We start from the raw sequence: 20,320 nt of genomic DNA, 5'->3' as shown, positions 1-20,320 counted from the left end.
GCTGCTTGCTCTGTGGGTGGGGTTTACGCTCACTCCGAGGGTGACGCTTACCCCCCTCTGTCCTGCCGGACATCTCCCCCTCAAGGGGGGAGATCGACTCGTGGTTGGGTTTCGTCCATCTCGACCGTTGTGAATGAAGTGGTGGTAGCGCCACTTGCCGATCTCCCCCCTTGAGGGGGAGATGCCCGGCAGGGCAGAGGGGGGTAATGCTGGCGCTGACCTTACCCCTCATAGCCATGCCCCGCCTTCAACCCCTCACGCACCCGATGCGCAATCGCCAAGAACTCCGGCGTCTCGCGAATCTCCAGCGGCCTTTCCCGCGGCAGGGTGGACTCGATCACATCGGTCACTCTTCCCGGCCGTGGCGACATGACGACGATTTTCGTCGAAAGATAGACTGCCTCCGGAATGGAATGGGTGACGAAACAAATGGTCTTGCCGGTCGTATCCCAGAGTTTCAGCAGCTGTTCGTTCAGATGATCGCGGACGATCTCATCCAGCGCGCCGAAGGGCTCGTCCATCAAAAGCAGGTCGGCATCGAAGGCGAGTGCGCGGGCGATGGAGGCGCGCTGCTGCATGCCGCCGGAAAGTTGCCATGGATATTTCTTGCCGAACCCGTTGAGGTTGACGAGATCGAGCGTGCGGTCGATGCGCTCACGCTGTTCTGCCTTGCTATAGCCCATGATTTCGAGCGGCAGTGCGATGTTCTTTTCGATGCTGCGCCAGGGATAAAGAGCGGCGGCCTGAAAGACGTAACCGTAAGAGCGGTCCCTGCGGGCGTTTTCCGGCGTCGTGCCGTTGACGGTTATTTCGCCTGACGTGTGCTTTTCCAGATCGGCGATGACACGCAGGAACGTAGTTTTGCCGCAGCCGGAAGGGCCGATGAAGGAGACGAAATCGCCTTTTTTCACATCGAGATCGACATTCGACAATGCGTGGACGGGGCCATCCCCCGTTTCGAAGGTGAGGCCCAGTTTTCTGGCGGAAACGACGGAATAGGGAGAGGCCTGGTTCATCTTGGCTGATTGTCGCTTTCCGTAAGCGCCGCGCGCGCAAGCGGCAGCATCTGGGTTTCCGTAAGTTTGGCGATCATCACGCCGGGACGGCGATCAAGATCGAGCCAGCGCACTTCCTCTATCTCCGCCTGCGGGACGACGTCGGTATGAAGTCTGGCGGTGAAGGCATGGGCGACGACATCGGCTCCCGGTTCATTGGCGGCTTCCTCGCGAAAGACGCCCTCATAACGAACGGCATTTTCAGGCAGCGTCAGGCCGATTTCCTCGGCCAGTTCGCGGTGCAGTGCCTGTTCCGGCGTTTCGCCCGGATCGATCTTGCCGCCCGGCTGCATGAATTGCGTGGTGCCGCGCTTGCGCACCACAAGCATCTGTCGCTTCTCATTCAACAGGACGGCGGCGGCGATGAGGATTTCGCGTTTTGGCTCGCTGTTCATGCTCATACGCCAGATGCCGGGATGCCGCTGCGCTCCACCTTGCGCGGCGAAACGAGTTCCTTCCAGGTGGAAAGCGCCTGGCTGACGGCGGGATAGGGATCACGGGCCACGAACCGACCATGGCCTTCCTGTGTCTCGATGGTAGTCTCCTCGACACTGACGAGGCCACGCGACAGGGTGTAGCGCGGCAGGCCCTTCACTTTCTGTCCTTCGAACACGTTGTAATCGATGGCCGATTGCTGGCTTGCAGCACTGATGGTCTTCGTCAGCGCCGGGTCCCAGACGACGATATCCGCATCGCTGCCGACGAGGATCGCGCCCTTTCTGGGGTAGATGTTGAGAATCTTGGCGATGTTGGTGGAGGTGACGGCGACGAATTCATTCATCGTCAGCCGGCCGGTCGCCACGCCATGGGTCCAGAGCAGCGGCATGCGATCTTCCAGCCCCCCGGTGCCGTTCGGAATCTTTCGGAAATCACTGACACCGAAGCGTTTCTGTTCGGTGGTGAAGGCGCAATGGTCGGTCGCCACGCATTGCAGCGAGCCGGAAGCGAGACCCGCCCACAGGCTGTCCTGATGCTGCCGGTTGCGGAAGGGCGGCGACATGACCCGGCGGGCGGCGTGATCCCAGTCGGGATTGGCATATTCGCTTTCATCGAGGATCAGGTGCTGGATCAGCGGTTCGCCATAGACGCGCATGCCATTCTGACGCGCGCGGCGGATCGCTTCATGCGCCTGCTCGCAGGAGGTGTGGACGACATAAAGCGGGGCGCCGGCCATATCGGCGATGATGATGGCGCGGTTGGTGGCCTCGCCCTCCACAGAGGGCGGCCGGGAATAGGCATGCGCCTCTGGCCCGATATTGCCTTCCGCCATCAGTTTTTCCTGCATCTGCGCGACGATATCGCCGTTTTCCGCATGCACGAAGGGAATGGCGCCCAGTTCGGCGCAGCGCGAGAAGGAGGCGAACATCTCGTCATCATTCACCATCAGCGCGCCCTTATAGGCCATGAAGTGCTTGAAGGAGTTGATGCCTTTCTGCTGGACCACCGTCTTCATCTCATCGAAGACCTGCTCGCCCCACCAGGTGACCGCCATGTGGAAGGAATAATCGCAATTGGCCCGCGTCGCCTTGTTGTCCCACCGGGTGAGGGCCTCGAGAAGCGACTGGCCGGGCTCCGGCAGGCAGAAATCCACCACCATGGTGGTGCCGCCGGCAAGTGCTGCGCGCGTGCCGCTCTCGAAATCATCGGCGGAATAGGTGCCCATGAAGGGCATTTCCAGATGCACATGCGGATCGATGCCGCCTGGCATGACGTAACATCCGCTCGCATCCAGCACAGTGCCGCCGGTGAGATCAGGTCCGATCTCGGTGATTTTGCCGCCTTCGATTTTCACATCAGCCTTGTAGGTGAGGTCGGCGGTGACGATGGTGCCATTTTTGATGATGGTGGCGGTCATTCGACGATCTCCGCAGTCTCCAGCACCGCATGCAGCAGCACATCGCAGCCGGCGGCGGCCCAATCCGGCGAAATCTCTTCCGCTTCGTTGTGGGAAAGCCCGTCTACGCAGGGGCAGAAGATCATGGTTGACGGAGCGACCCTTGCGGTCCAGCAGGCATCGTGGCCGGCGCCGGAGATGATGTCCATGTGGCTGTAACCCAGTCTTTCGGCGGCAGAGCGCACGCGCCCGACCAGAACCGGATCGAAGGTGACGGGATCGAAATGGCCGATGGCTTCGATTGAGCAGCCGACGCCGAGTTCTTCGGCGATTTTAGGCACCTCGCGTTCGAAAATGGCGCGCATGCTGTCCAGTTTCGCCTGAGACGGCGTGCGAAGGTCGATGGTGAAGACCACCTTGCCGGGCAGCACGTTGCGGGAATTGGGCGTGAAGATCATCTGGCCGACGCCGGCGACCGCACCCGGTTGGTGGGCCATCGCCACTTCCTGCACTTTTTCAAGGATACGGGCGGCAGCAAGGCCGGCATTGACGCGCATGGCCATGGGCGTGGAGCCGGTGTGGGCTTCCTTGCCGGTCAGCGTCACCTCCAGCCACCACAGGCCCTGGCAATGGGTGACGACGCCGATCTGTTTGCCTTCCGCCTCCAGAATCGGGCCCTGCTCGATGTGATATTCGAAGTAGGCGTGCATCTTGCGCGCGCCGACCTCTTCTTCGCCCAGCCAGCCGATGCGCTTCAGCTCCTCGCCATAGGTCTTGCCGTCGGTGTCGGTGCGGCTATAGGCGTAATCGAGATCGTGAATGCCGGCGAAGACGCCTGATGCCAGCATGGCAGGGGCAAAGCGCGCGCCTTCTTCATTCGCCCAGTTGGTGACGACAACAGGGTGTTTGGTTTTGATGTTGAGATCATTAAGGCTGCGCACGACCTCCAGACCGGCAAGCACGCCAAGCACGCCATCATATTTGCCACCCGTAGGCTGGGTATCGAGATGGCTGCCGATATAGACGGGAAGCGCGTCCGGGTCCTCGCCCGCGCGGATGGCGAACATGGTGCCCATGCGGTCGACGCCCATCGTCAGGCCGGCCGCCTCGCACCAGCGCTGGAAGAGCCGGCGGCCCTCGGCATCCTCGTCCGTCAGCGTGCGGCGATTATTGCCGCCGGCGACGCCGGGGCCGATTTTCGCCATGTCCATCAGACTGTCCCATAGACGGTCGCCATTGACCGTCAAGTTCTTACCCGCCGCCATGAAATGTCGTCCTCACCTGTTTTGTTTTTATCAAAGCAAAGCTTGTGCCGTTCCCGTTTTTGCCGGCTAAGATAACAGCCATTGCCTAAAGATGGCGATGGTGGATAAATTGACCGGCTGGTAAACATTGCAAATTCGCGATGGCGTCAGCAAGAGATTTTCGTGACGAATCGCACTAATTTTGCCTAAACTGTACGCGGCGATGATTTTTTAAGCATACTGTAGCGGCAATTGCACCGAAAAGAAACAGAGAGCAGAGAATGGCCATACCGCGAGCAGCGAAAACCCAGAAGCGGACCCGCATTCAGGAAGAGAAGCAGGAAACGATTCTCGAGGCCGCGCTCAATGTGTTTTCCACCAATGGGTTTCGTGGATCCACCATCGACCAGATTGCCGAGGCCGCCGGAATGTCGAAACCGAACGTGCTTTATTATTTCCGCACCAAGGAAGCGATGCATCGGGCGCTCATCGAACGTGTGCTGGATACGTGGCTCGATCCGCTGCGCGCCTTTGACGCCAAGGGCAATCCCGAGACCGAGATCCGCTCCTATATTCGCCGCAAGCTGGAGATGTCGCGTGATTTTCCGCGTGAGAGCCGGCTTTTCGCCAATGAAATCCTGCAGGGCGCGCCGCATATCGAGGACGAACTGAAAGGCCCGCTCAAACAACTGGTGGATGAAAAGGCCGAGGTGATCCGCGCTTGGGTGAAGGCCGGGCGGATGGCCAAATGCGACCCCTACCATCTGATCTTCTCGATCTGGTCGACCACCCAGCATTATGCGGATTTCGACGTGCAGGTGCGCGCCGTGCTGGGTGACAGACACGGTGGCGACGGTCGTTTCGAGGATGCGGCCCGACATCTGGAGCAGCTTTTCATGGGCGGATTGCGCATCAGCGGCTGAATGCCAGGGCTCTCACGAACAGGTGATCGATTCTTTCTGCATAAACATGAGGAAAATTATCACCTTTATACTTTACTCCAAAACTCATCTTTATTATGGTGCCGGCATCCCGAAGGTCGGGGCCCAATATCGGGGTATTAAAAATCAACCGGCAGGTGAGGGAATGGCACGCAAGGAAAAGAAGAAGGCCGAACGCGGCGGCAAGCAGGGCAAGGGCGCGCCACAAACTGAAAAGGACGTGGCCGAACAGCAGCTTTCCGGTCCGAAAAGCTTTCTTTATGTCGGCGGCCGTGACTGTCAGGTTGCCCATCTTCGCCAGATCGCCAGCAATTTCGGCGCCGAGCTGATCCACCACGACGGCGGCCTGCGTGAGGCGGTTTCGCGCATCGATACCGTGCTTCCCTCCGTCGACTGCGTGTTCTGCCCGATCGACTGTATCAGCCACGATGCGTGTCTGCGGGTGAAGTCGGGTTGCAAGAAATTCGGCAAGACGTTCATTCCGCTGCGCAATGGCAGCAAATCCAGTCTGGAGCGGGCGCTGCAGACGATGAATGAACGGACCCCCAGCGATGAGCGACGAGCGCAATAATTTCAAGGGTGAAGAACCGGCGGCAGACGAGGCCTGCCGCGTGGAACTGCACAAGATGGCCGAACAGGCTGCCGATCCGGCCCTGACGGAGATGTATGAAATCGTCGGCGAACGTCAAAGGCGCAACCGCGCCACGACCGCAGGCGGCAATGTGGCGATCTTTCCCCATCTGCGCACCCGCCAGCCCGGCGAAACGCCGCCCTTCGCTCTCGGAGAGGCGGCGGAAAAGGGCCGCAACATCCTGCCGTTTCGCTGGACGCGGCGACGTTAAGGCCGATCAGCCTTTCGGCTTCAGGAACGCGCCGGCGCAGAGCACCAGCCATCCACCAATCATGCCGAGGCCGCCCATCGGTGCGGCAAAGGGGAACAGGCTGTGGCCGGAAAAATGTCTGACGACGAGATCACCGACAAAAACCGCCGTGCCGAGGCCGAGGATCAGGCCCGCCGGAATGGCGGTTCTGATCCGATCCGCGCCGATATTGAGCGCCACAAGCACCGGCGCATGGGCCAGCGCCATGGCCGAGGCATTGCCCAGCATATAGGTTTCGCCGGTATGGGTGGCGGCGGCGGCAAGCATGACGCCTGAAGCGCCCAAGAGGCCACCCAGCAGCAGAATGAAGGCGCGCAGTCTCTCGTGGGTCATGGATTATCCGCTTCCTGGTTCTGCATGTGAAAGGCCAGCCGCTCAACCGGCGCCCAGATGATCTCGCGCAGCTTCGCATTCTCGATCGTCTCATCCATGGCGCGGCGGAAACACAGCAGCCATTCATCCCGCTCAGTGGGGCCGATGGGGGCGACGAAATGGCGTCGCCGCAACATCGGATGGCCGTGTTTCTCGACATAGACGGGCGGTCCGCCAAGGTATCCCGTCAGATAATCGTAGAATTTTCTTTCGCTGCCGGAAAGATCGGCCGGATGAATGGCCCGGCAGCGCGCCGCCTCGGGCAGGGTGTCCATCAACTCATAAAAGCGCCGGGTGAGCGCCCTGACGGTCGCATCGCCACCAATCGCTTCATAAAGGGTAACGGTCTCGCCGCTCATCGTCGCCTCCTTGGACCCTGCGGTCCTTATCGCTTTCCGGGACAGCGAGTGCAACAGGGAAAGGCGGGATGCGACATTTGGGACAGCGGCTCCGACTGCTGAAACCCCTCATTCCGGTTTCAGACCGGAATGAGGGCGCAGGCAGCTTACTTTCAGCCAAAATTCCGGATGAGTTCCAGCCCCTTGTTCAGCAGCGTCTCGGCCTCATCCTGGTTGGCGGCCTCGACGTAGCAGCGCATTTCGGGCGCGTTGCCGGAAGGGCGGAAATGGATGGTGCTGCCGTCGGTCAATGCCACACGCAGGCCGTCGATGTCGCTCAACCCCTTGACCTTGCCAACGGGGGCGAGGAAGGCATCGAGATTGTCGCGGGAGGCGCGCAGATGTGTCATGAGGGCGGCGCTTTTTTCCTGGGCAAAGTTTTCCAGGCGGTCGGCGGCGGCGACCGGCAGCCTGTAGGCGGCGGCGATCTCCGACAGCGGTTTTTTCTGCTCAGCCGAGAGAAGCAGCACGGCGAGGATGGGCAGGAAGCTGTCACGCGTCGGCAGCGGCGAAAGCGGCCTGCCGTTCAGCGTGAAGGTGGAGGCCGTCAGCAGGCCGCCATTGGCCTCGAAACCCATGACGGCGTTCTTGCCGGCGGCGAGCGCTTCGGCCATGCCCGCGATCACGAAGGGTGAGCCGACTTTGGTGCGGATGACTTCAAAGGAGCCGCTCGCCTCGATACCCGAATTGGAAGTGACCGGGGTGACGACGACGCCCGCATCGAGGAAATTGGCGGTGATGAGGCCGATCAGGTCGCCGCGCAGCGGCACGCCGTTTTCATCGGTCAGCAAAGGGCGGTCGCCGTCGCCATCGGCGGAAACGATGGCGTCGAGGCCGTGCTCGGGCGACCATTCTCTGAGAAGTGCCAGTGTTTCCGGCGAGACCGCCTCGGTATCGACAGGGATGAAGCTTTCAGAGCGGCCGAGCGGCACGACATCGGCGCCATAATGGGCGAGGACATCGACGAAGAGATCGCGCGCCACCGTGCTGTGCTGGTAAACGCCGATCCTGAGGCCGGAAAGCGCCTTTTCCGGCAGGAGGGCAATGTTGCGTTCATAGAAAAGTTCGGCTGTGACGGCGGAGTGGTCCTCGGCCGTTGCCGCCTCATCGCTTATGCCTTCCGCCTCGATTTCGGCTGCAAGGGCCGCGATCGCGGTTTCGTCCTGCTTGTCGATTTCGCCGTCCGGGCGGTAGAACTTGATGCCGTTGCGGTCTGCCGGGATATGCGAGCCGGTGATCATCAGCGCGCCCGCCTTCAGCGACAGGCCGTAAAGCGCCAGCGCAGGCGTCGGCACCGTGCCGCAGTCGAGCGGCTTGAGGCCGGCTTTTTTCAGTGCGGCGATGCAGGTGGCGGAGACATCCGGGCTCGAATCGCGAAAATCGCGGCCGACGAGAATGGGATCACCCGCCTTCGCCTGGCCCGATTTGAGGAGGTGCCGTGCAAATGCCGTGGCATAGACGGCCGAGGCTTTTCCTTTCAGATCGACGGAGAGACCGCGAAGGCCGCTCGTTCCAAATTTCAGGCTCATGCCAAACTCCGTTTCGATAAAATCTTTGAGGGTCAAATGGATAATTCAAAAATATAACGGTTGAAAGAACCGTATCGATCCATTCAAGTCAATCATCCCTTTCAACGTGGCCGCGAATAGGCGATGATGGCGGGAATGGCGCGGGTAACCTAAAATTCACCCGTCATATTTAAACTTGTCCGTCAATAGCGGCTCTGGCGACGATGGGAATACTGTGTTGCCGGCCTTTTTGTGGTTCGTTCGAGTTGGATTGGCTGATGTACAGGCTTCAAAAGGCGGGACATAAGCAGGCACGTCCGCTCGATGAAAAAACGGCGCCCGCCGCCAGAACCCATGGTTCCCTGCTGGACGATCTGGTGGATGAGGACGAGGTGTTCGAGCGCACGGTGCTGAAGGAGTATCTCGAGCCGAAACCGGCGCCGACCGCTGCCGAGCCGGCCCCGGCCAAGACGCCGGTGAGGGCGGCTTCACCTGATGGAGGCCTTGCCGCCATGCTGCCGGGCCTCAAATATATCGACAGGATCGGCGTGGATGACGTCATCCTCTGGCTTCGCAGGGGCATCGTCTGGATCGTGCTGGCGATCGTTCTCTGCGTTGCCGGCGCTCTCACTTACGCCTCCATGACGCCGCCGCGCTATAAGGCCTATACGGATATCGTCGTTAATCCCTCCAACCTGAACGTTGTCAATGACGGGGTGTTTTCGCCCAACCAGCAACGGGATACGCAGATTCTCGAGGTAGAAAGCAAGCTGCGCACCATCACGTCGCGCAACGTGCTGGCGCGGGTGGTGGACGAGCTGAAGCTCGATCAGGATCCTGAATTCATCAGCCCGCCGCCGCTTGCCCGGCTGAAGGCGATGTTTTCATCGAAACCGGAAGATGATGACAACCGGGTCGGCGCGCTTCGCTCGCTTGGCGACCGGGTGGCGGCGGAACGTGATCCGCGCTCCTTCGTGGTCACGCTCTCGGTCTGGACCAATGATGCCGAAAAATCGGTGACGGTCTCCAAGGCCATCGTCAAGGCCTTCGAAAGCGAGCTGTTCCAGACAAACTCCGACAGCAGTCAGCGCGTCGTCGACGATCTCAAGAAGCGGCTCGAGGAAATGCGCGAGAATGTCACCATCGCCGAAAAGCGTGTGGCCGATTTCCGCCGCGAGAATGGTCTGCAGGAAAATAATGGCCAGCTCGTCAGCAATCTTGCCTCCGGCGAATTGAATGCGCAGGTGCTTGCGACCCAGCAGCGCCTCATTCAGGAGGAATCCCGCCTGAAGCAGATGGAGGCGGCGATTGCCCAGAACCGCACGCAAAGCGACGCCATCTTCGACAGCCAGACGATGAACACCATCCGCGCCCAATACAGCACGCTGCAGCAGCAAATCGGTGCGATGACACTGACCTATGGCGCACGCCATCCGCGTCTTGCGACCGCAGGAGCGGAGCGGGCGATGCTGGAGCAGGGAATGGCGGACGAGGCGCGGCGTATCCTGCAGGCGGCCAAGATCAATGTCGCCGAAGCGCGTTCATCGCTTGATGCGCTAAGATTGAAGGCCGTCGCGGAGCGCGCCAATGTCTTTACCGACAATGAGGCGCAGGTGCGGCTGCGCGATCTGGATCGCGACGCCCGCTCGGCGGCAGCGATCTATGAGACTTACCTTACCCGCTCACGCCAGCTTGCCGAACAGCAATCGATCGATTCCACCAATGTGCGGGTGATTTCGCAGCCGGTCGCACCCAATTCCCGAAGCTGGCCACCGGGCAAGCTGACCTTCCTGATTGCCGGCGGCATGGGCGGCCTGTTCCTCGGTCTGGCGATCGCCGTGGCGCTCGGTCTCTGGGGGTATCTGCGAAGGGACGATCACGCGGAAGCCGCGGCGCGTTATGCCTGATCCGGGAGTGCCTGCCTGCCGGGCTTATTCTTCCGAGATCAGCCCGTCATAAACCTCAAGCAGGGCGGCGGCGATGGCGGCGCCCAGCGCATTGCCCGCATCGCGAATGCCGGCCTCGTCGCCGTCGCGCACCGAAATGGCCAGATCGGAGGCTTCGTTGGCGACGATTTCCTTGGCCCGTTCTATCGCCCAGAGGCCGAAATCGCCGCGATTGTCGATCGAGATTGTTTCCATGGCGAAGACCTTTCCGTGGTTTGATGTCGTGGTCCCTTACTCCATCGGCGGCAAAACCGGAATAGGCGACAGGAGTGGCGTACAACCTTCAGGCGTGTAAAATGCCTGCGACATGCGGGGATTTATAAAAATATTAATGATAGTTCTTCGTAGTGTCTGAAGCCTTATACCCTAAGCATAAGCGTGAATATAACAATGAAACGATGCCTATCTTGGACACCGGACAGATCATGACAGGGAGAGAGATGCCGGATGCGGGAGGGCCGGGCCAGGTCTGGCCGGTTATTCCCCTTGCGGCGTTGCCCATCACTGACGCGACCATCGATGAAACGGCGCGGGATTTCATCCTGCGTGCGGCAAGCGAGCGCGTGGCCGGTGCAAGACCGTTTTATTCGACCTCGGCGAACGGCCAGGTCATTGCTCTCTGCCATCACGACCAGGAATTCGACGCCATGCTGCGGCAGGCAGACCAGATTCACGCCGATGGCATGTCGCTGGTGATCTTCTCCCGCAAATTTTGCCGGCAGGCGCTGAGGGAACGGGTCGCGACGACCGATCTCGTGCATGCGGTGGCCAAGCGCGCGGAGGAAACGGGCAGCCGGTTTTACTTCCTCGGCGGTTCGGAAGAGGTGAATCGCGCAGCGGTCGAAGAAATGCAGAGGCTTTATCCGCGTCTGGTATTTTCGGGACGGCGCAACGGTTATTTCAACCGGGCCGAGGAAGACGCAGTCCTTGCCGAGATCGCCGCTTCGAAAACGGATATTCTCTGGGTCGGCTTCGGCATTCCGCTGGAGCAGCGTTTCGTTTCGCGCAATCTCGAAAGGCTTTCCGGTGTTGCCGTGATCAAGACCTGCGGCGGCCTTTTCGACTTCCTTGCCGGGAAGAACAGCCGGGCACCGCAATGGATGCAGGATATGGGGCTGGAATGGCTCTACCGGGCGATGCTTGAGCCGAAGCGTCTGGGAAAACGCTATCTTCTGACCAATCCGATCGCGATATATTCGCTGCTGAAGTATCGCTTCGGGGCGTCGGGTCAGGGCCGGTAAAGCAGCGGTCACCCTCTTCCGCAGCAATCATATCGCGTTGCACAACGTACATCAGGTTTCTCTAACGTATTGAGCGAACGGGCTTTGCCGCTGAAATTCGTTGCAACTGCGAAGGACCGCGCTACACTAGCCAAATATTAGAAATTTATTCGAATCAGAGATATTTTTGGGGACACCCATGGTGATTACGTCCATTTCTCTTTTCATATATGGAATTGGCACCGCCACCTCTCTCGCCATGACCTATATTGAAGGTGCTCGCCGCGACAAGAATTGGGATTTCTATCGGGTGACCGGTATTGTCCTGTGTTTCTTCTGGCCGGTGCTCGTGCCACTCCTCGTTCTCGCGACAGCTTTTTCGTCGTTCGGTTTGCAGAAACGGTGCCTGAACGTGCTTTCGTTTGGCAGGGAAAAGACCCTCAGCTAACCCGTGGCGGGAGCGATTGCGGTTCAGCTCTTCTTCGTCGGCGCCTTGTAGGGCGTGAGCGTGATGCCGAGACTTGCCATCACCCGGCCGATGGACATGAGCGGTGGATGTGTGGCGGGCAGCAGTGCGCCGGTTTTCAGCCCGGCGGAAACGGCGCGCACCAGAGACAGACACAGGCTGACGGCGTTTTTGGCGGCGAGCAGCAGCCCACCCTTCAGGCCGGGGCGGCGGGCGCGGTCGATGCTGTAATTGATGATGCCGGTGCGGAGCGAGCGCTCCATGATCCAGCGCGGCGCCATCCGGCTTTCCGGCACATATTCGATGATGACGGCGCGTGCATTCCAGGCGAACTTAAAGCCGGCCTTGCGGCAGCGGGTGAAGAAATCCATGTCGCCGCCGCCGAGGAAGTTGAACTGCACGTCGAATTCCGGCTTCGGCAGGCTTTCGAACACCCGCCGCGAGATCAGGCAATTGCCCGATCCGTGGATTTGCTCGACAAGGCCGGTCGGCGCTTCGATGGAGCCGAACAGCGGATGCGACAGGACCGCCTTCGAAGCCGGTGCGTCGAATTCGCGGTTGACCGGTCCGCCGACGATATCGACGCCGAAGGATCTTGCCGCCGACACCATTTCGGCAAGCCAGACGGGGGAGGCGGCCTCGTCGTCATCGATCATCAGGAACCATTGCGCTGATGGATAAGTCTGCCGGGCGGTGCGGAATGCCGTGTTGATGGCGTAACAATTGCCCTGCGTCGGCTCCACCAGTGCCTGACCGGACATGTGGCTTTGCGCAAAAAATGCGCGCGCGACGGCAAGGCCCTGCTGGCCTGCGCCATCATTATCGACCACGACGACGGCGAAGGGAAAATCGACCTTCTGGGCTGCGAGCGAGGCAAGCGTCTTTTGCAGGCCTTCCGGCCGGCGGAAACTGGGAATGCACACCACCGCTTCCGGCATGATCTCGGGCATGGAAACTCCTAAATTCCGGCAAGTGCGGCGGCGGAAAAGACCACGGCCCTGAGGCTCTGGCGCGGGCGGTTGAGGATGGTATCGGCAAGCGCCGAAAACGCCTCGCGGTAACGGCGGGCGCGGAAGGCCTGCGCCACGGTATAGGCATTCATGTGGTTTTCGGACCGGTGGCGGAGCCGCCTCAGTTCCTGCGGGGAAATGGCGGCGACGATGGCGGGATCGGAAAACACGGCTTCGATGGCCGGTTCGCAATCGCGGAAGGTCAGAAGCTTGTTCATCATCACGCTCGTCCTGTGCACCCGGTAATCGAGCACATGGCAGCCGGGGAGATAAACGAAACGGCCGGCCGCGGCCAGCCGGCACCAGCCATACCAGTCTTCCGCATAACGCAACGTCTCGTCGAAACCGCCGAAATCCTGGAAGATGCGGGTTCTGACCAGCATGATGCCGCCATTGACGATGAAGTTTCCGCCGAGCAGCGGCTGAAGAATGAAACCGTCAGGCTTTTCCCGGCGGCGGATGAGGTTGCGCCGGCCGATCTTTGTGCCGTTTTCGTCGATACGCTCATAATCGCCGTAGACGGCGACGACGTCAGGGCCGGAGATGCCGGCGCACAGCGCTGCGATGGCGCCCGGTTTCAGACGATCATCGGCATCGAGAAACATCGTCCATTCGCCGCGCGCCTGCGACAGGCCGAAATTGCGCACGGCGGAAACGCCCTGCCTTCCCTGCGGTCGGGCCAGCAATTTGACGCGGGGATCGGAAAACCCTTCCACCCTTTGGGCGGTGGCGTCGGTGGAGCCGTCATCGACGACAAGCACTTCGCGGATGGTCTCGCCCTGCAGCAACACGCTTTCGATCGCTTCCACGATGTAACGTTCGCCATTGCGAACGGGAATGACAATCGAGACGGAGACCAAGCTTTTCAACTCCATGAGGGGCGGGCCAAGCATTCTCACAGTGAAGTTACTACCGCATTAAGCGAGCCTCACCAATTATGACGTGGTATAGCGTCGGTTAACCTTGCAAATCTTTAATATCCTTTTGGCATGATTGGAATGTTATGTTTTGAGAATAAGAGCGTCGTGCGTCCCTTTGGATGCCGATGCGCTGGGTTGCGGAGGCGGGTTGATGCGGATCGGGCGGCGGAATTTTCTGGGTGGTGCGGCAAGCGCTGGCCTGTTGCATGCCGTGGCCGGCCCGGCCTTTGCCGCGCAGAAAAAAGCCACGTTCAAGACCGCTCCTTATGGCGCGGCCGTCTACCTGCCAGATCTTACCGCCGACAGCCGCATCGGTGAGGCGGTGGTGAAATATTGCTCGCGCATTACCCCCGTCACCGAAATGAAATGGGAGGTGATGCGGCCTTCTGCAGAGGTTTTCGATTTCGCCGCTGCGGATGCACTCGCCAACTTCGCGCGCCAGCACAAGCTTTCCATGCATGGCCATCCGCTGATCTGGTATGCCTCCAACGCGCCGTGGCTTGCCAGCGTTGGCGGCGCGAAGGTCGAGAAGCTGATGGAGACCCATATCGTCACCGTGATGGAACGGTATAAGGACGTGATCCACAGCTGGGATGTGGTCAACGAACCGATCCCCGACGTGCCTGCCAATGTGCGTGCGCGGCGCGATGCCTGGTATTACGGCGCCGGGCCGGATGCCATCAAGAAGGCTTTTGACATCGCCCATGCGGTCGATCCGAAGGCGCAGCTCGTTCTCAACGAATATGACGTCGAATTTGCCGTCGAGAAATCGCCGGCCAAACGTGCGGCCTTCCGCAATCTCATTCTCGAACTGCTCGAAAAGGGTGCGCCGATCAACGCCGTCGGCCTGCAGGGGCATTTGCGCGGCGGATGGCCGATCGCCAAGGACGAGCTTGCCGCCTTCACGACGGAAATGCGCAGTTACGGTCTTGCCGTCCTGGTGACGGAGCTTGACGTGATGGATCAGACGCTGCCCACACCGGAGGCCGAGCGCGACATGCTGATCACCGGCCAGGTCCGCGAGTTTCTTGACGCTGCTTCTGCGGGCGGGCCGCTTTCCTCCATCACGACATGGGGCATTTCGGATCAATATAGCTGGATCCGCTGGGCCTATCCGCGCCGGGACGGAACCGCCAACCGGCCGCTGCCGCTCGACTGGAGTTTCAACGAAAAACCCATGATGGCCGTCATCAACGAATTCCGGAACCGTGGTGCATGACTATGAATGCTGAAATGCCGCTTCCTCCTGTACAAAAGGCGCTGCAAATCAACCTCCATCCCTTCGATGCCCCGCATGCGGCCCTTACCCTGCCGCATCAGCTCAGGGTCTGGGGCGGGCAGGTGGACCGTATTCTCCTGACCGTTGATACGGGCCAGGTGGGGGCCGGCCGTTACAAGGGCAATGGTTTTGATGCGGCGCGCCAGCGTCTGTTCGACATGCTGGACGAGATGCAGATCAACTATCCGCATCTGCATGTGGATATCGTCGATTACAGCGATGCGGCGCGCGGCGCGGTGACGCAGACCTTCTTTTCGCGCTCGCCGATCCCCTATCCCGCCAAGGCTTTCGACGGTGGGCCGTTCCATGCCTATTTTTACGGGCTGAAACGCGCCAATGCCCGTTACGTGTTGCATATGGACAGCGACATGATGTTCGGCGGCGGCAGCCAGAGCTGGTTCAGCGAGGCGATTGCGCTGCAGAAGGCCAATCCGGATGCGCTGTGCATCACGCCATTTTCCGGGCCGCCGACGGTGCGCGGCGATCTCGATATTTCCCGCCATGTCGGCATGCCCGGGGTGAAGAATATTCCTGCGCCACGCAAGTTGCCGTCGCGCATTCCCACCTGGCGTTTCGCCACCGTTTCCACGCGGCTTTTCATGATCGACATGGAGCGTTTCGCCAAGCGGATCGGCTCGCTGGAACTGTTGCGGCCGGATGTCAAACGGCGCATCCGCTCCTATGCCTATAACCAGCAGCCGGTCTCCATGCCCGCGGAGGAAGTGCTGAGCACCAACATGATGCGCAGCGGCGTTCACCGGCTCGATTTTCTCGGCACGGGCAAGGGCATGTATTCGCTGCATCCGCCCTATCGTTCGCCGGAATTTTACGCGGCGCTTCCCTCGATCGTCGAGCGCATCGAAAAAGGCGATATTCCCGAAGGCCAGCTTGGCGATTTCGATATCAACGGATCGATGGTGGACTGGGGAAGCGCGCTGGCCGCCAAGACGCGCTCCAAACGTTACGCGAAAGCGCTTCGCCATCTGATCTCGGCCAATGTCGGGCGTTTCACCAAGGCTTGAGCGCGTCGCGCCCGTGTTCCGTTCCGGGGCCGGGCAGGGGCCTCAATAGTCGGTGATGAGCTTGCTCCAGCTTTCCGAGCACAGCCCGCCTATATAGATGTCGCCGGCCAGCGCCTTTTCCCTCAGGGCGTCATCGCGGGTGGCCATGCAGAAATAGCCGTCATGGCGGAAGCTCATATGGTTCTGGCGATAAAGCGCGTTGATGAGAAAGGGCTGCGACATGCCGGTGATGTGGGCATAATTCTCGTCATCGAAATGGCAGAACAGCGTGTTGAGAACATCGTTTTCGCGACCGGCGTCGCAGACGAGATTGAGCACATAGGCCGTCCGTCCCCGCTGGCCGAAAAACAGGGCGGCGCCCATGACATAGCCTTCGGCATTCTCGATCACCAGGCTTTTCAGTTCGCCGAGGCTTTCATTGGCCCTGCTCATCTCCACCAGCCAATGGAACTCCTCGTAGGACCATTCCGGACGAATGGAAAAACGCTCGATCTTTGCGAGCGCTTCGCGGCGGAAGGTTTCGTAATCCACGGCTCTCACCCTGGCGCCGGCGACCTCAGGCGGCCTTAAACCCTTCTTCCACCGTCGCAGGATTCCATCCACGAAGCCAAGCGTCGTCAGGGCAAGCGTGGTCTTGGCCAGTTTCGAACGGCGTGGCATGCGCAGCGCGATCGTGCAGAAGGGCTTGAGCGCCTTGTGCCATTGCAGGCTTTCGATCGGCAGCATATTGCCGCCGATAGCCACCCAGTGATCGGCGCTGACGGGGGATGCCGTATCCGAAAACAACATGTCGTGTTTTGATGCCCGCATGCCGCGCGAGAGGCGCGCTGCTCCGAGCGCACCGAGTTTGCCGTCCGATGCGAAAGCGCACAGCAGCCTTGCGGTAATGGTTTTTCCATGGACGACGAAACGCATGGGTATGGCGAGGATGACGCTCGTGACCCTGTCGCCGGTATCGTAGACGACGCTGCCGTTCTCCGGGCTGAAGGCGGGACTGCCGAAGAACAGTCTTTCGATATAGGAGCGGAAGTCGAAGTTACGCTCCTGCCCTGTCTTCTTGAAAGCGCTGTTGAGCACGGTCTCAACGGCGGGGAGGTCATCCCTGCGCATGGGGCGAACGCCGGTTGCGCTCAGCTGAACCGGGCGTTGTGTCGCCTCACTGCTGTCGCCATCGCCAATATTGGTGTGTATCTGAACGTCCACCGTCGGCCTCCAGCTTTTTGCGCATTTACGAAATCAACCATAGGCAGCGTATATTTGAACTTATTAATATAGATATAAAACCAGTTGGACGCACAGCTTGTGAAGCGCTGCGGAAAAACAAAATTCCGCTATATCAGTCTGTTACTGGATATTGCCTGCCGTGCGGTTGGTTAACAAACTATATTTAAACGAGCAACCAAAGGGTGAAATATGGTACAGATTTGTTCAACGTTTCCGGCTTTTGAAGTCTACTTTTCGGAAATGACGATCCTGACCTTTCGTTGCCGGTTTTGATTGCTTACGGCGGCGGCGACTAATCGCTGTGCTATTTCGCCGTGCATCATGGATAACTAAAAAATCGGATTGTGCAGGAGACCCCGTATTGCCGGCTATTCGAAGCACGCGTTTTAATGCCGGCCGCTTCCTGCAATTTGTCGCGTCCGGAACCGGCCATGGCGCCGGCGCTCCTCACGCAACAGGCTTCGCCGGTAATCCGCTCTCGATGAATTTTGAAATGATTTTTCGTGGCGAATATGTAAAAGAGCCGATTGTTGCGCGCGTTTGCAGCGATTTTCGCTAAACATGCGCGGCACAAGTCTTTGTTATTGTGCATGTCTCCCCGCGAAAACCCATGATATTGGCGTGGCTGGCACTAAAGAATGGATCGGCTAGGTCAAGAGATGACAGATAAAGGCGCCTGTGCGCTCGAGGCGGATGACATCCACAAGAGCTTCGGCACGCATGAAGTTTTGAAGGGCGTTTCGCTGAAAGCCCACAAGGGCGATGTCATATCGATCATCGGCTCATCCGGTTCCGGCAAGAGCACCTTTCTGCGCTGCATCAACTTTCTCGAAACGCCGGATCGCGGCCGGGTCGTCGTCAATGGCGAAGAGATCGCCACGAAGGCCGGCAGGGACGGCAAGGCCGTGCCGAAAAGCTGGCGGCAGGTGGAAAAACTGCGGACCGGGCTTGGCATGGTGTTCCAGAATTTCAATCTCTGGGCCCATCGCACCGTTCTTGAAAATGTCATCGAGGCGCCCGTTCACGTTCTGGGCGTCAGGCGGCATGAAGCGGTTGAAAAGGCCGAAGCCCTGCTGAACAAGGTCGGCCTCTATGACAAGAAAAATGCCTATCCGGCCTTTCTGTCCGGCGGGCAGCAGCAGCGCGCCGCCATTGCGCGCGCGCTCTGCATGGAGCCGGCGGTGATGCTGTTCGACGAACCCACTTCGGCGCTTGACCCGGAACTGGTGGGCGAAGTGCTGAAGGTCATCCGCGATCTGGCTGAGGAAGGCCGCACCATGCTGCTCGTCACCCACGAAATGCGCTTTGCCCGGGATGTTTCTTCGGAAGTCGTGTTTCTGCATCAGGGCCGGGTGGAGGAAGCGGGGCCGCCGGCACAGGTGTTCGGCAACCCCACGAGCGCCCGCTGCCGGGAATTTACCGGCGCGCTGGCCAATTGACCTTTTTACCTGACAGTCCGTTTTAACAGGAGAGACTTGAATGAAATTCTTCGCCACGCTGCTTGCCGGAACGGCATTTGCGGTTTCCGCCTTCACCGCCAGCGCCGATGTCCGCTTCGGCATCATGAACGAATCCTACCCGCCCTTCTTCGCCAAGGATGCCAGCGGCAAGTGGCAGGGCTGGGAAATCGATCTCATGGACGCCGTCTGCGCGGAAATGAAGGAAAAATGCTCGATCGTCGAGTTGTCCTGGGATGGCCTCATCCCGGCGCTGCAGACGAAGAAGTTCGATGTCATCTGGTCGTCCATGTCGAACACGGAAGAGCGCGAGAAGATCATCGATTTCACCAACAAATATTACAACACGCCGAGCAAGCTGATCGGCGCCAAGGATGGCAAGCCGGGTGCTGCGCCGGAAGACGTCAAGGGCAAGACCATCGGCATTCAGGTCGCGACCATCCAGTCCGAATATTACAAGAAATATTTCGCTGATGTTGCTGACGAAAAGACCTATCAGACGCTGGACGAGGCGTTTCAGGATCTTGCCGCTGGCCGTATCGACTATGTGTTCGGCGACTCGCTGGTTCTCGATGCCTTCGTGAAGAGCGATGCCGGCAAGGATTGCTGCGCCGACATGGGCAATGTGGCTGACGACAAGGAAATCCTCGGGCTTGGCGTTTCCGGCGGCCTGCGCAAGGACGATACGGAACTGAAGAACAAGCTGAACGCTGCTCTCGTCGCCGTCCGCGCCAGCGGGAAATATGACGAGATCACCAAGAAGTACTTCAGCTTCGATATTTACGGTAAATAAGCTCTGACCGGTCACATCAATGGCAAGCCTTGAAACCACGTTGCAGCTTTTGTCACCCTATCCTCCGGGATGGGGCGGCACCCTTTTGAAGGGTGCGGCTTCGACGCTTGCCATTTCCGCCGGTGCTTACCTGATCGGCATCGTCATCGGGCTTGCCGGCGCGCTCGGCAAGCTTTCCGGCAACAGGCCGCTTGGCCTGCTGCTCAATTTCTACACCACGGCGATCCGCGCCGTTCCCGAACTGATCCTCATCGTCGGGCTTTATTATGCTGGCACCGATGGTTTGAACCGGTTGCTGCAGCTGATGGGACTGCCGCCGCTTGAGGTGAACGGCTTTGTTGCCGCCGTCGCGGTTCTGGGTTTCGTGCAGGGCGCCTATATGACCGAGGTGCTGCGCGGCGCGATCCTTGCCGTGCCGAACGGCCAGATCGAGGCGGCGCGCGCCTTCGGCATGTCGCCGGCCTTGCGTTTCCGCCGTGTGGTCCTGCCGGCACTGCTGCCGAATGCGCTGCCGGGCCTTGCCAATCTCTGGCTTGCGGTGACCAAGGACAGCGCGCTGGTGGCGGTGGTCGGCTATCAGGAACTGGCGCTCGCGACGCGCTTAGCGGGGGCCAGCACCAAGCAATATTTCCTGTTCTTCCTTGCCGCGGCGTTTCTTTATCTCGCCATCACGCTCGTCTCCAACCTCGTCTTTTCACTGCTGGAACGCCGGGTGCGGCGCGGCCAGCCGGCCTTGGCCTGAGGGGGGAA

Annotated in this window: 21 protein-coding genes and 1 pseudogene; 11 read left to right on the top strand and 11 right to left on the bottom strand. The window is 59.9% G+C overall.

The features are described from left to right. Nucleotides 1-221: 221 nt before the first annotated feature. Genes CFBP5499_RS11060 through CFBP5499_RS11045 form a run of 4 tightly spaced genes read right to left on the bottom strand, consistent with a single transcriptional unit; the run spans nt 222 to nt 4,154 of the window. Nucleotides 222-1,016, bottom strand: coding sequence for an ABC transporter ATP-binding protein (locus CFBP5499_RS11060; RefSeq protein ID WP_080824465.1), 795 nt, complete (start codon nt 1,014-1,016; stop codon nt 222-224). After that, nucleotides 1,013-1,450 (bottom strand): NUDIX hydrolase, encoded by a 438-nt coding sequence (locus CFBP5499_RS11055; protein WP_080824466.1) that lies wholly within the window; start codon nt 1,448-1,450, stop codon nt 1,013-1,015. The genes CFBP5499_RS11060 and CFBP5499_RS11055 overlap by 4 nt, the downstream gene beginning before the upstream one ends. Nucleotides 1,451-1,452: 2 nt before the next feature. After that, complete coding sequence (gene hydA / locus CFBP5499_RS11050) at nt 1,453-2,910, bottom strand: dihydropyrimidinase (protein WP_080824467.1); 1,458 nt, start codon at nt 2,908-2,910, stop codon at nt 1,453-1,455. Further along, on the bottom strand, nt 2,907-4,154 hold the full coding sequence (locus CFBP5499_RS11045; RefSeq protein ID WP_175416689.1) for a Zn-dependent hydrolase: 1,248 nt from the start codon (nt 4,152-4,154) through the stop codon (nt 2,907-2,909). The genes hydA and CFBP5499_RS11045 overlap by 4 nt, the downstream gene beginning before the upstream one ends. A gap of 260 nt (nt 4,155-4,414) precedes the next feature. On the opposite strand from CFBP5499_RS11045, the gene CFBP5499_RS11040 reads away from it, so the two are divergent. The 3 genes and pseudogenes from CFBP5499_RS11040 to CFBP5499_RS11030 all read left to right on the top strand — a co-directional run bounded on the left by CFBP5499_RS11040 (nt 4,415) and on the right by CFBP5499_RS11030 (nt 5,916). Beyond that, complete coding sequence (locus CFBP5499_RS11040) at nt 4,415-5,056, top strand: TetR family transcriptional regulator C-terminal domain-containing protein (RefSeq protein ID WP_080824468.1); 642 nt, start codon at nt 4,415-4,417, stop codon at nt 5,054-5,056. A 265-nt stretch (nt 5,057-5,321) separates the two neighbouring features. Next, a pseudogene (locus tag CFBP5499_RS11035) lies at nt 5,322-5,645 on the top strand (DUF2325 domain-containing protein); the annotation flags it as partial. Then, nucleotides 5,626-5,916 carry a hypothetical protein gene (locus CFBP5499_RS11030; RefSeq protein ID WP_080824470.1) on the top strand — a complete coding sequence of 97 codons (291 nt, stop codon included), beginning with the start codon at nt 5,626-5,628 and terminating at the stop codon, nt 5,914-5,916. The pseudogene CFBP5499_RS11035 and the gene CFBP5499_RS11030, both read left to right, overlap by 20 nt. A gap of 6 nt (nt 5,917-5,922) precedes the next feature. Here the strand turns inward: CFBP5499_RS11030 and CFBP5499_RS11025 are convergent, their stop codons facing one another. From CFBP5499_RS11025 to uppO, 3 genes are all read right to left on the bottom strand, one after another. Beyond that, nucleotides 5,923-6,288, bottom strand: a complete 366-nt coding sequence (locus CFBP5499_RS11025) for a DUF423 domain-containing protein (protein WP_080824471.1) — start codon at nt 6,286-6,288, stop codon at nt 5,923-5,925. Further along, nucleotides 6,285-6,686: a group II truncated hemoglobin gene (locus CFBP5499_RS11020; RefSeq protein WP_080824472.1), complete on the bottom strand. Its 402-nt coding sequence runs from the start codon at nt 6,684-6,686 to the stop codon at nt 6,285-6,287. The genes CFBP5499_RS11025 and CFBP5499_RS11020 overlap by 4 nt, the downstream gene beginning before the upstream one ends. Nucleotides 6,687-6,838: 152 nt before the next feature. Next, entirely contained in the window at nt 6,839-8,254 is a 1,416-nt protein-coding gene (gene uppO, locus CFBP5499_RS11015; protein ID WP_080827236.1) for a polysaccharide biosynthesis phosphomannomutase UppO, read from the bottom strand. A 257-nt stretch (nt 8,255-8,511) separates the two neighbouring features. Here uppO and uppM point away from each other — a divergent pair, with 257 nt between their 5' ends. Then, entirely contained in the window at nt 8,512-10,140 is a 1,629-nt protein-coding gene (gene uppM / locus CFBP5499_RS11005; protein WP_175416688.1) for a polysaccharide biosynthesis protein UppM, read from the top strand. A 24-nt stretch (nt 10,141-10,164) separates the two neighbouring features. Here uppM and CFBP5499_RS30020 read toward each other — a convergent pair whose 3' ends face one another. Further along, on the bottom strand, nt 10,165-10,374 hold the full coding sequence (locus tag CFBP5499_RS30020) for a hypothetical protein (RefSeq protein ID WP_003509414.1): 210 nt from the start codon (nt 10,372-10,374) through the stop codon (nt 10,165-10,167). Nucleotides 10,375-10,619: 245 nt separating this feature from the next. On the opposite strand from CFBP5499_RS30020, the gene uppL reads away from it, so the two are divergent. Then, nucleotides 10,620-11,420, top strand: coding sequence for a polysaccharide biosynthesis UDP-hexose transferase UppL (gene uppL, locus CFBP5499_RS10995; protein WP_080824473.1), 801 nt, complete (start codon nt 10,620-10,622; stop codon nt 11,418-11,420). Nucleotides 11,421-11,598: 178 nt separating this feature from the next. After that, entirely contained in the window at nt 11,599-11,847 is a 249-nt protein-coding gene (locus CFBP5499_RS10990; protein ID WP_080824474.1) for a hypothetical protein, read from the top strand. Nucleotides 11,848-11,870: 23 nt separating this feature from the next. Here the strand turns inward: CFBP5499_RS10990 and uppJ are convergent, their stop codons facing one another. Beyond that, a complete protein-coding gene (gene uppJ / locus CFBP5499_RS10985) occupies nt 11,871-12,815 on the bottom strand; it encodes a polysaccharide biosynthesis UDP-hexose transferase UppJ (protein ID WP_080824475.1) in 945 nt (314 codons plus the stop codon). Between the two features lie 8 nt (nt 12,816-12,823). Further along, nucleotides 12,824-13,735 carry a polysaccharide biosynthesis endo-1,4-beta-xylanase UppH gene (gene uppH, locus CFBP5499_RS10980; protein WP_272869004.1) on the bottom strand — a complete coding sequence of 304 codons (912 nt, stop codon included), beginning with the start codon at nt 13,733-13,735 and terminating at the stop codon, nt 12,824-12,826. Nucleotides 13,736-13,946: 211 nt separating this feature from the next. On the opposite strand from uppH, the gene uppI reads away from it, so the two are divergent. Both uppI and uppG read left to right on the top strand, forming a co-directional pair. Further along, nucleotides 13,947-15,014, top strand: a complete 1,068-nt coding sequence (uppI, locus tag CFBP5499_RS10975; RefSeq protein ID WP_080827238.1) for a polysaccharide biosynthesis UDP-hexose transferase UppI — start codon at nt 13,947-13,949, stop codon at nt 15,012-15,014. Nucleotides 15,015-15,016: 2 nt separating this feature from the next. Next, nucleotides 15,017-16,096 carry a polysaccharide biosynthesis glycosyltransferase UppG gene (gene uppG / locus CFBP5499_RS10970; protein WP_175416780.1) on the top strand — a complete coding sequence of 360 codons (1,080 nt, stop codon included), beginning with the start codon at nt 15,017-15,019 and terminating at the stop codon, nt 16,094-16,096. A 42-nt stretch (nt 16,097-16,138) separates the two neighbouring features. Here uppG and CFBP5499_RS10965 read toward each other — a convergent pair whose 3' ends face one another. After that, complete coding sequence (locus tag CFBP5499_RS10965) at nt 16,139-17,206, bottom strand: GNAT family N-acetyltransferase (protein ID WP_175416779.1); 1,068 nt, start codon at nt 17,204-17,206, stop codon at nt 16,139-16,141. 773 nt (nt 17,207-17,979) lie between these two features. Between CFBP5499_RS10965 and CFBP5499_RS10950 the strand changes: the two genes are divergently transcribed. Genes CFBP5499_RS10950 through CFBP5499_RS10940 form a run of 3 tightly spaced genes read left to right on the top strand, consistent with a single transcriptional unit; the run spans nt 17,980 to nt 20,312 of the window. Beyond that, nucleotides 17,980-18,759, top strand: a complete 780-nt coding sequence (locus CFBP5499_RS10950; protein ID WP_080824478.1) for an ABC transporter ATP-binding protein — start codon at nt 17,980-17,982, stop codon at nt 18,757-18,759. Between the two features lie 40 nt (nt 18,760-18,799). Further along, nucleotides 18,800-19,570: a transporter substrate-binding domain-containing protein gene (locus CFBP5499_RS10945; protein ID WP_080824479.1), complete on the top strand. Its 771-nt coding sequence runs from the start codon at nt 18,800-18,802 to the stop codon at nt 19,568-19,570. A 19-nt stretch (nt 19,571-19,589) separates the two neighbouring features. Next, nucleotides 19,590-20,312 (top strand): ABC transporter permease, encoded by a 723-nt coding sequence (locus CFBP5499_RS10940; RefSeq protein ID WP_080824480.1) that lies wholly within the window; start codon nt 19,590-19,592, stop codon nt 20,310-20,312. Nucleotides 20,313-20,320 lie beyond the last annotated feature (8 nt).

The organism is Agrobacterium tumefaciens (assembly GCF_005221325.1).
In the GTDB taxonomy this organism is placed as follows: Bacteria; Pseudomonadota; Alphaproteobacteria; order Rhizobiales; family Rhizobiaceae; genus Agrobacterium.
Note: the sequence above shows the minus strand (reverse complement) of the source record. Positions and strands in the feature narration are given on the sequence as shown.

What these genes read in the sequence shown, in the direction of transcription:
- CFBP5499_RS11060 (WP_080824465.1), bottom strand. Translation starts at nt 1,016, where the DNA reads ATGAACCAGGCCTCTCCCTATTCCGTCGTTTCCGCCAGAAAACTGGGC.
- CFBP5499_RS11055 (WP_080824466.1), bottom strand. Translation starts at nt 1,450, where the DNA reads ATGAACAGCGAGCCAAAACGCGAAATCCTCATCGCCGCCGCCGTCCTG.
- hydA (WP_080824467.1), bottom strand. Translation starts at nt 2,910, where the DNA reads ATGACCGCCACCATCATCAAAAATGGCACCATCGTCACCGCCGACCTC.
- CFBP5499_RS11045 (WP_175416689.1), bottom strand. Translation starts at nt 4,154, where the DNA reads ATGGCGGCGGGTAAGAACTTGACGGTCAATGGCGACCGTCTATGGGAC.
- CFBP5499_RS11040 (WP_080824468.1), top strand. Translation starts at nt 4,415, where the DNA reads ATGGCCATACCGCGAGCAGCGAAAACCCAGAAGCGGACCCGCATTCAG.
- CFBP5499_RS11030 (WP_080824470.1), top strand. Translation starts at nt 5,626, where the DNA reads ATGAGCGACGAGCGCAATAATTTCAAGGGTGAAGAACCGGCGGCAGAC.
- CFBP5499_RS11025 (WP_080824471.1), bottom strand. Translation starts at nt 6,288, where the DNA reads ATGACCCACGAGAGACTGCGCGCCTTCATTCTGCTGCTGGGTGGCCTC.
- CFBP5499_RS11020 (WP_080824472.1), bottom strand. Translation starts at nt 6,686, where the DNA reads ATGAGCGGCGAGACCGTTACCCTTTATGAAGCGATTGGTGGCGATGCG.
- uppO (WP_080827236.1), bottom strand. Translation starts at nt 8,254, where the DNA reads ATGAGCCTGAAATTTGGAACGAGCGGCCTTCGCGGTCTCTCCGTCGAT.
- uppM (WP_175416688.1), top strand. Translation starts at nt 8,512, where the DNA reads ATGTACAGGCTTCAAAAGGCGGGACATAAGCAGGCACGTCCGCTCGAT.
- CFBP5499_RS30020 (WP_003509414.1), bottom strand. Translation starts at nt 10,374, where the DNA reads ATGGAAACAATCTCGATCGACAATCGCGGCGATTTCGGCCTCTGGGCG.
- uppL (WP_080824473.1), top strand. Translation starts at nt 10,620, where the DNA reads ATGCCGGATGCGGGAGGGCCGGGCCAGGTCTGGCCGGTTATTCCCCTT.
- CFBP5499_RS10990 (WP_080824474.1), top strand. Translation starts at nt 11,599, where the DNA reads ATGGTGATTACGTCCATTTCTCTTTTCATATATGGAATTGGCACCGCC.
- uppJ (WP_080824475.1), bottom strand. Translation starts at nt 12,815, where the DNA reads ATGCCCGAGATCATGCCGGAAGCGGTGGTGTGCATTCCCAGTTTCCGC.
- uppI (WP_080827238.1), top strand. Translation starts at nt 13,947, where the DNA reads ATGCGGATCGGGCGGCGGAATTTTCTGGGTGGTGCGGCAAGCGCTGGC.
- uppG (WP_175416780.1), top strand. Translation starts at nt 15,017, where the DNA reads ATGAATGCTGAAATGCCGCTTCCTCCTGTACAAAAGGCGCTGCAAATC.
- CFBP5499_RS10965 (WP_175416779.1), bottom strand. Translation starts at nt 17,206, where the DNA reads ATGCGCAGGGATGACCTCCCCGCCGTTGAGACCGTGCTCAACAGCGCT.
- CFBP5499_RS10950 (WP_080824478.1), top strand. Translation starts at nt 17,980, where the DNA reads ATGACAGATAAAGGCGCCTGTGCGCTCGAGGCGGATGACATCCACAAG.
- CFBP5499_RS10945 (WP_080824479.1), top strand. Translation starts at nt 18,800, where the DNA reads ATGAAATTCTTCGCCACGCTGCTTGCCGGAACGGCATTTGCGGTTTCC.
- CFBP5499_RS10940 (WP_080824480.1), top strand. Translation starts at nt 19,590, where the DNA reads ATGGCAAGCCTTGAAACCACGTTGCAGCTTTTGTCACCCTATCCTCCG.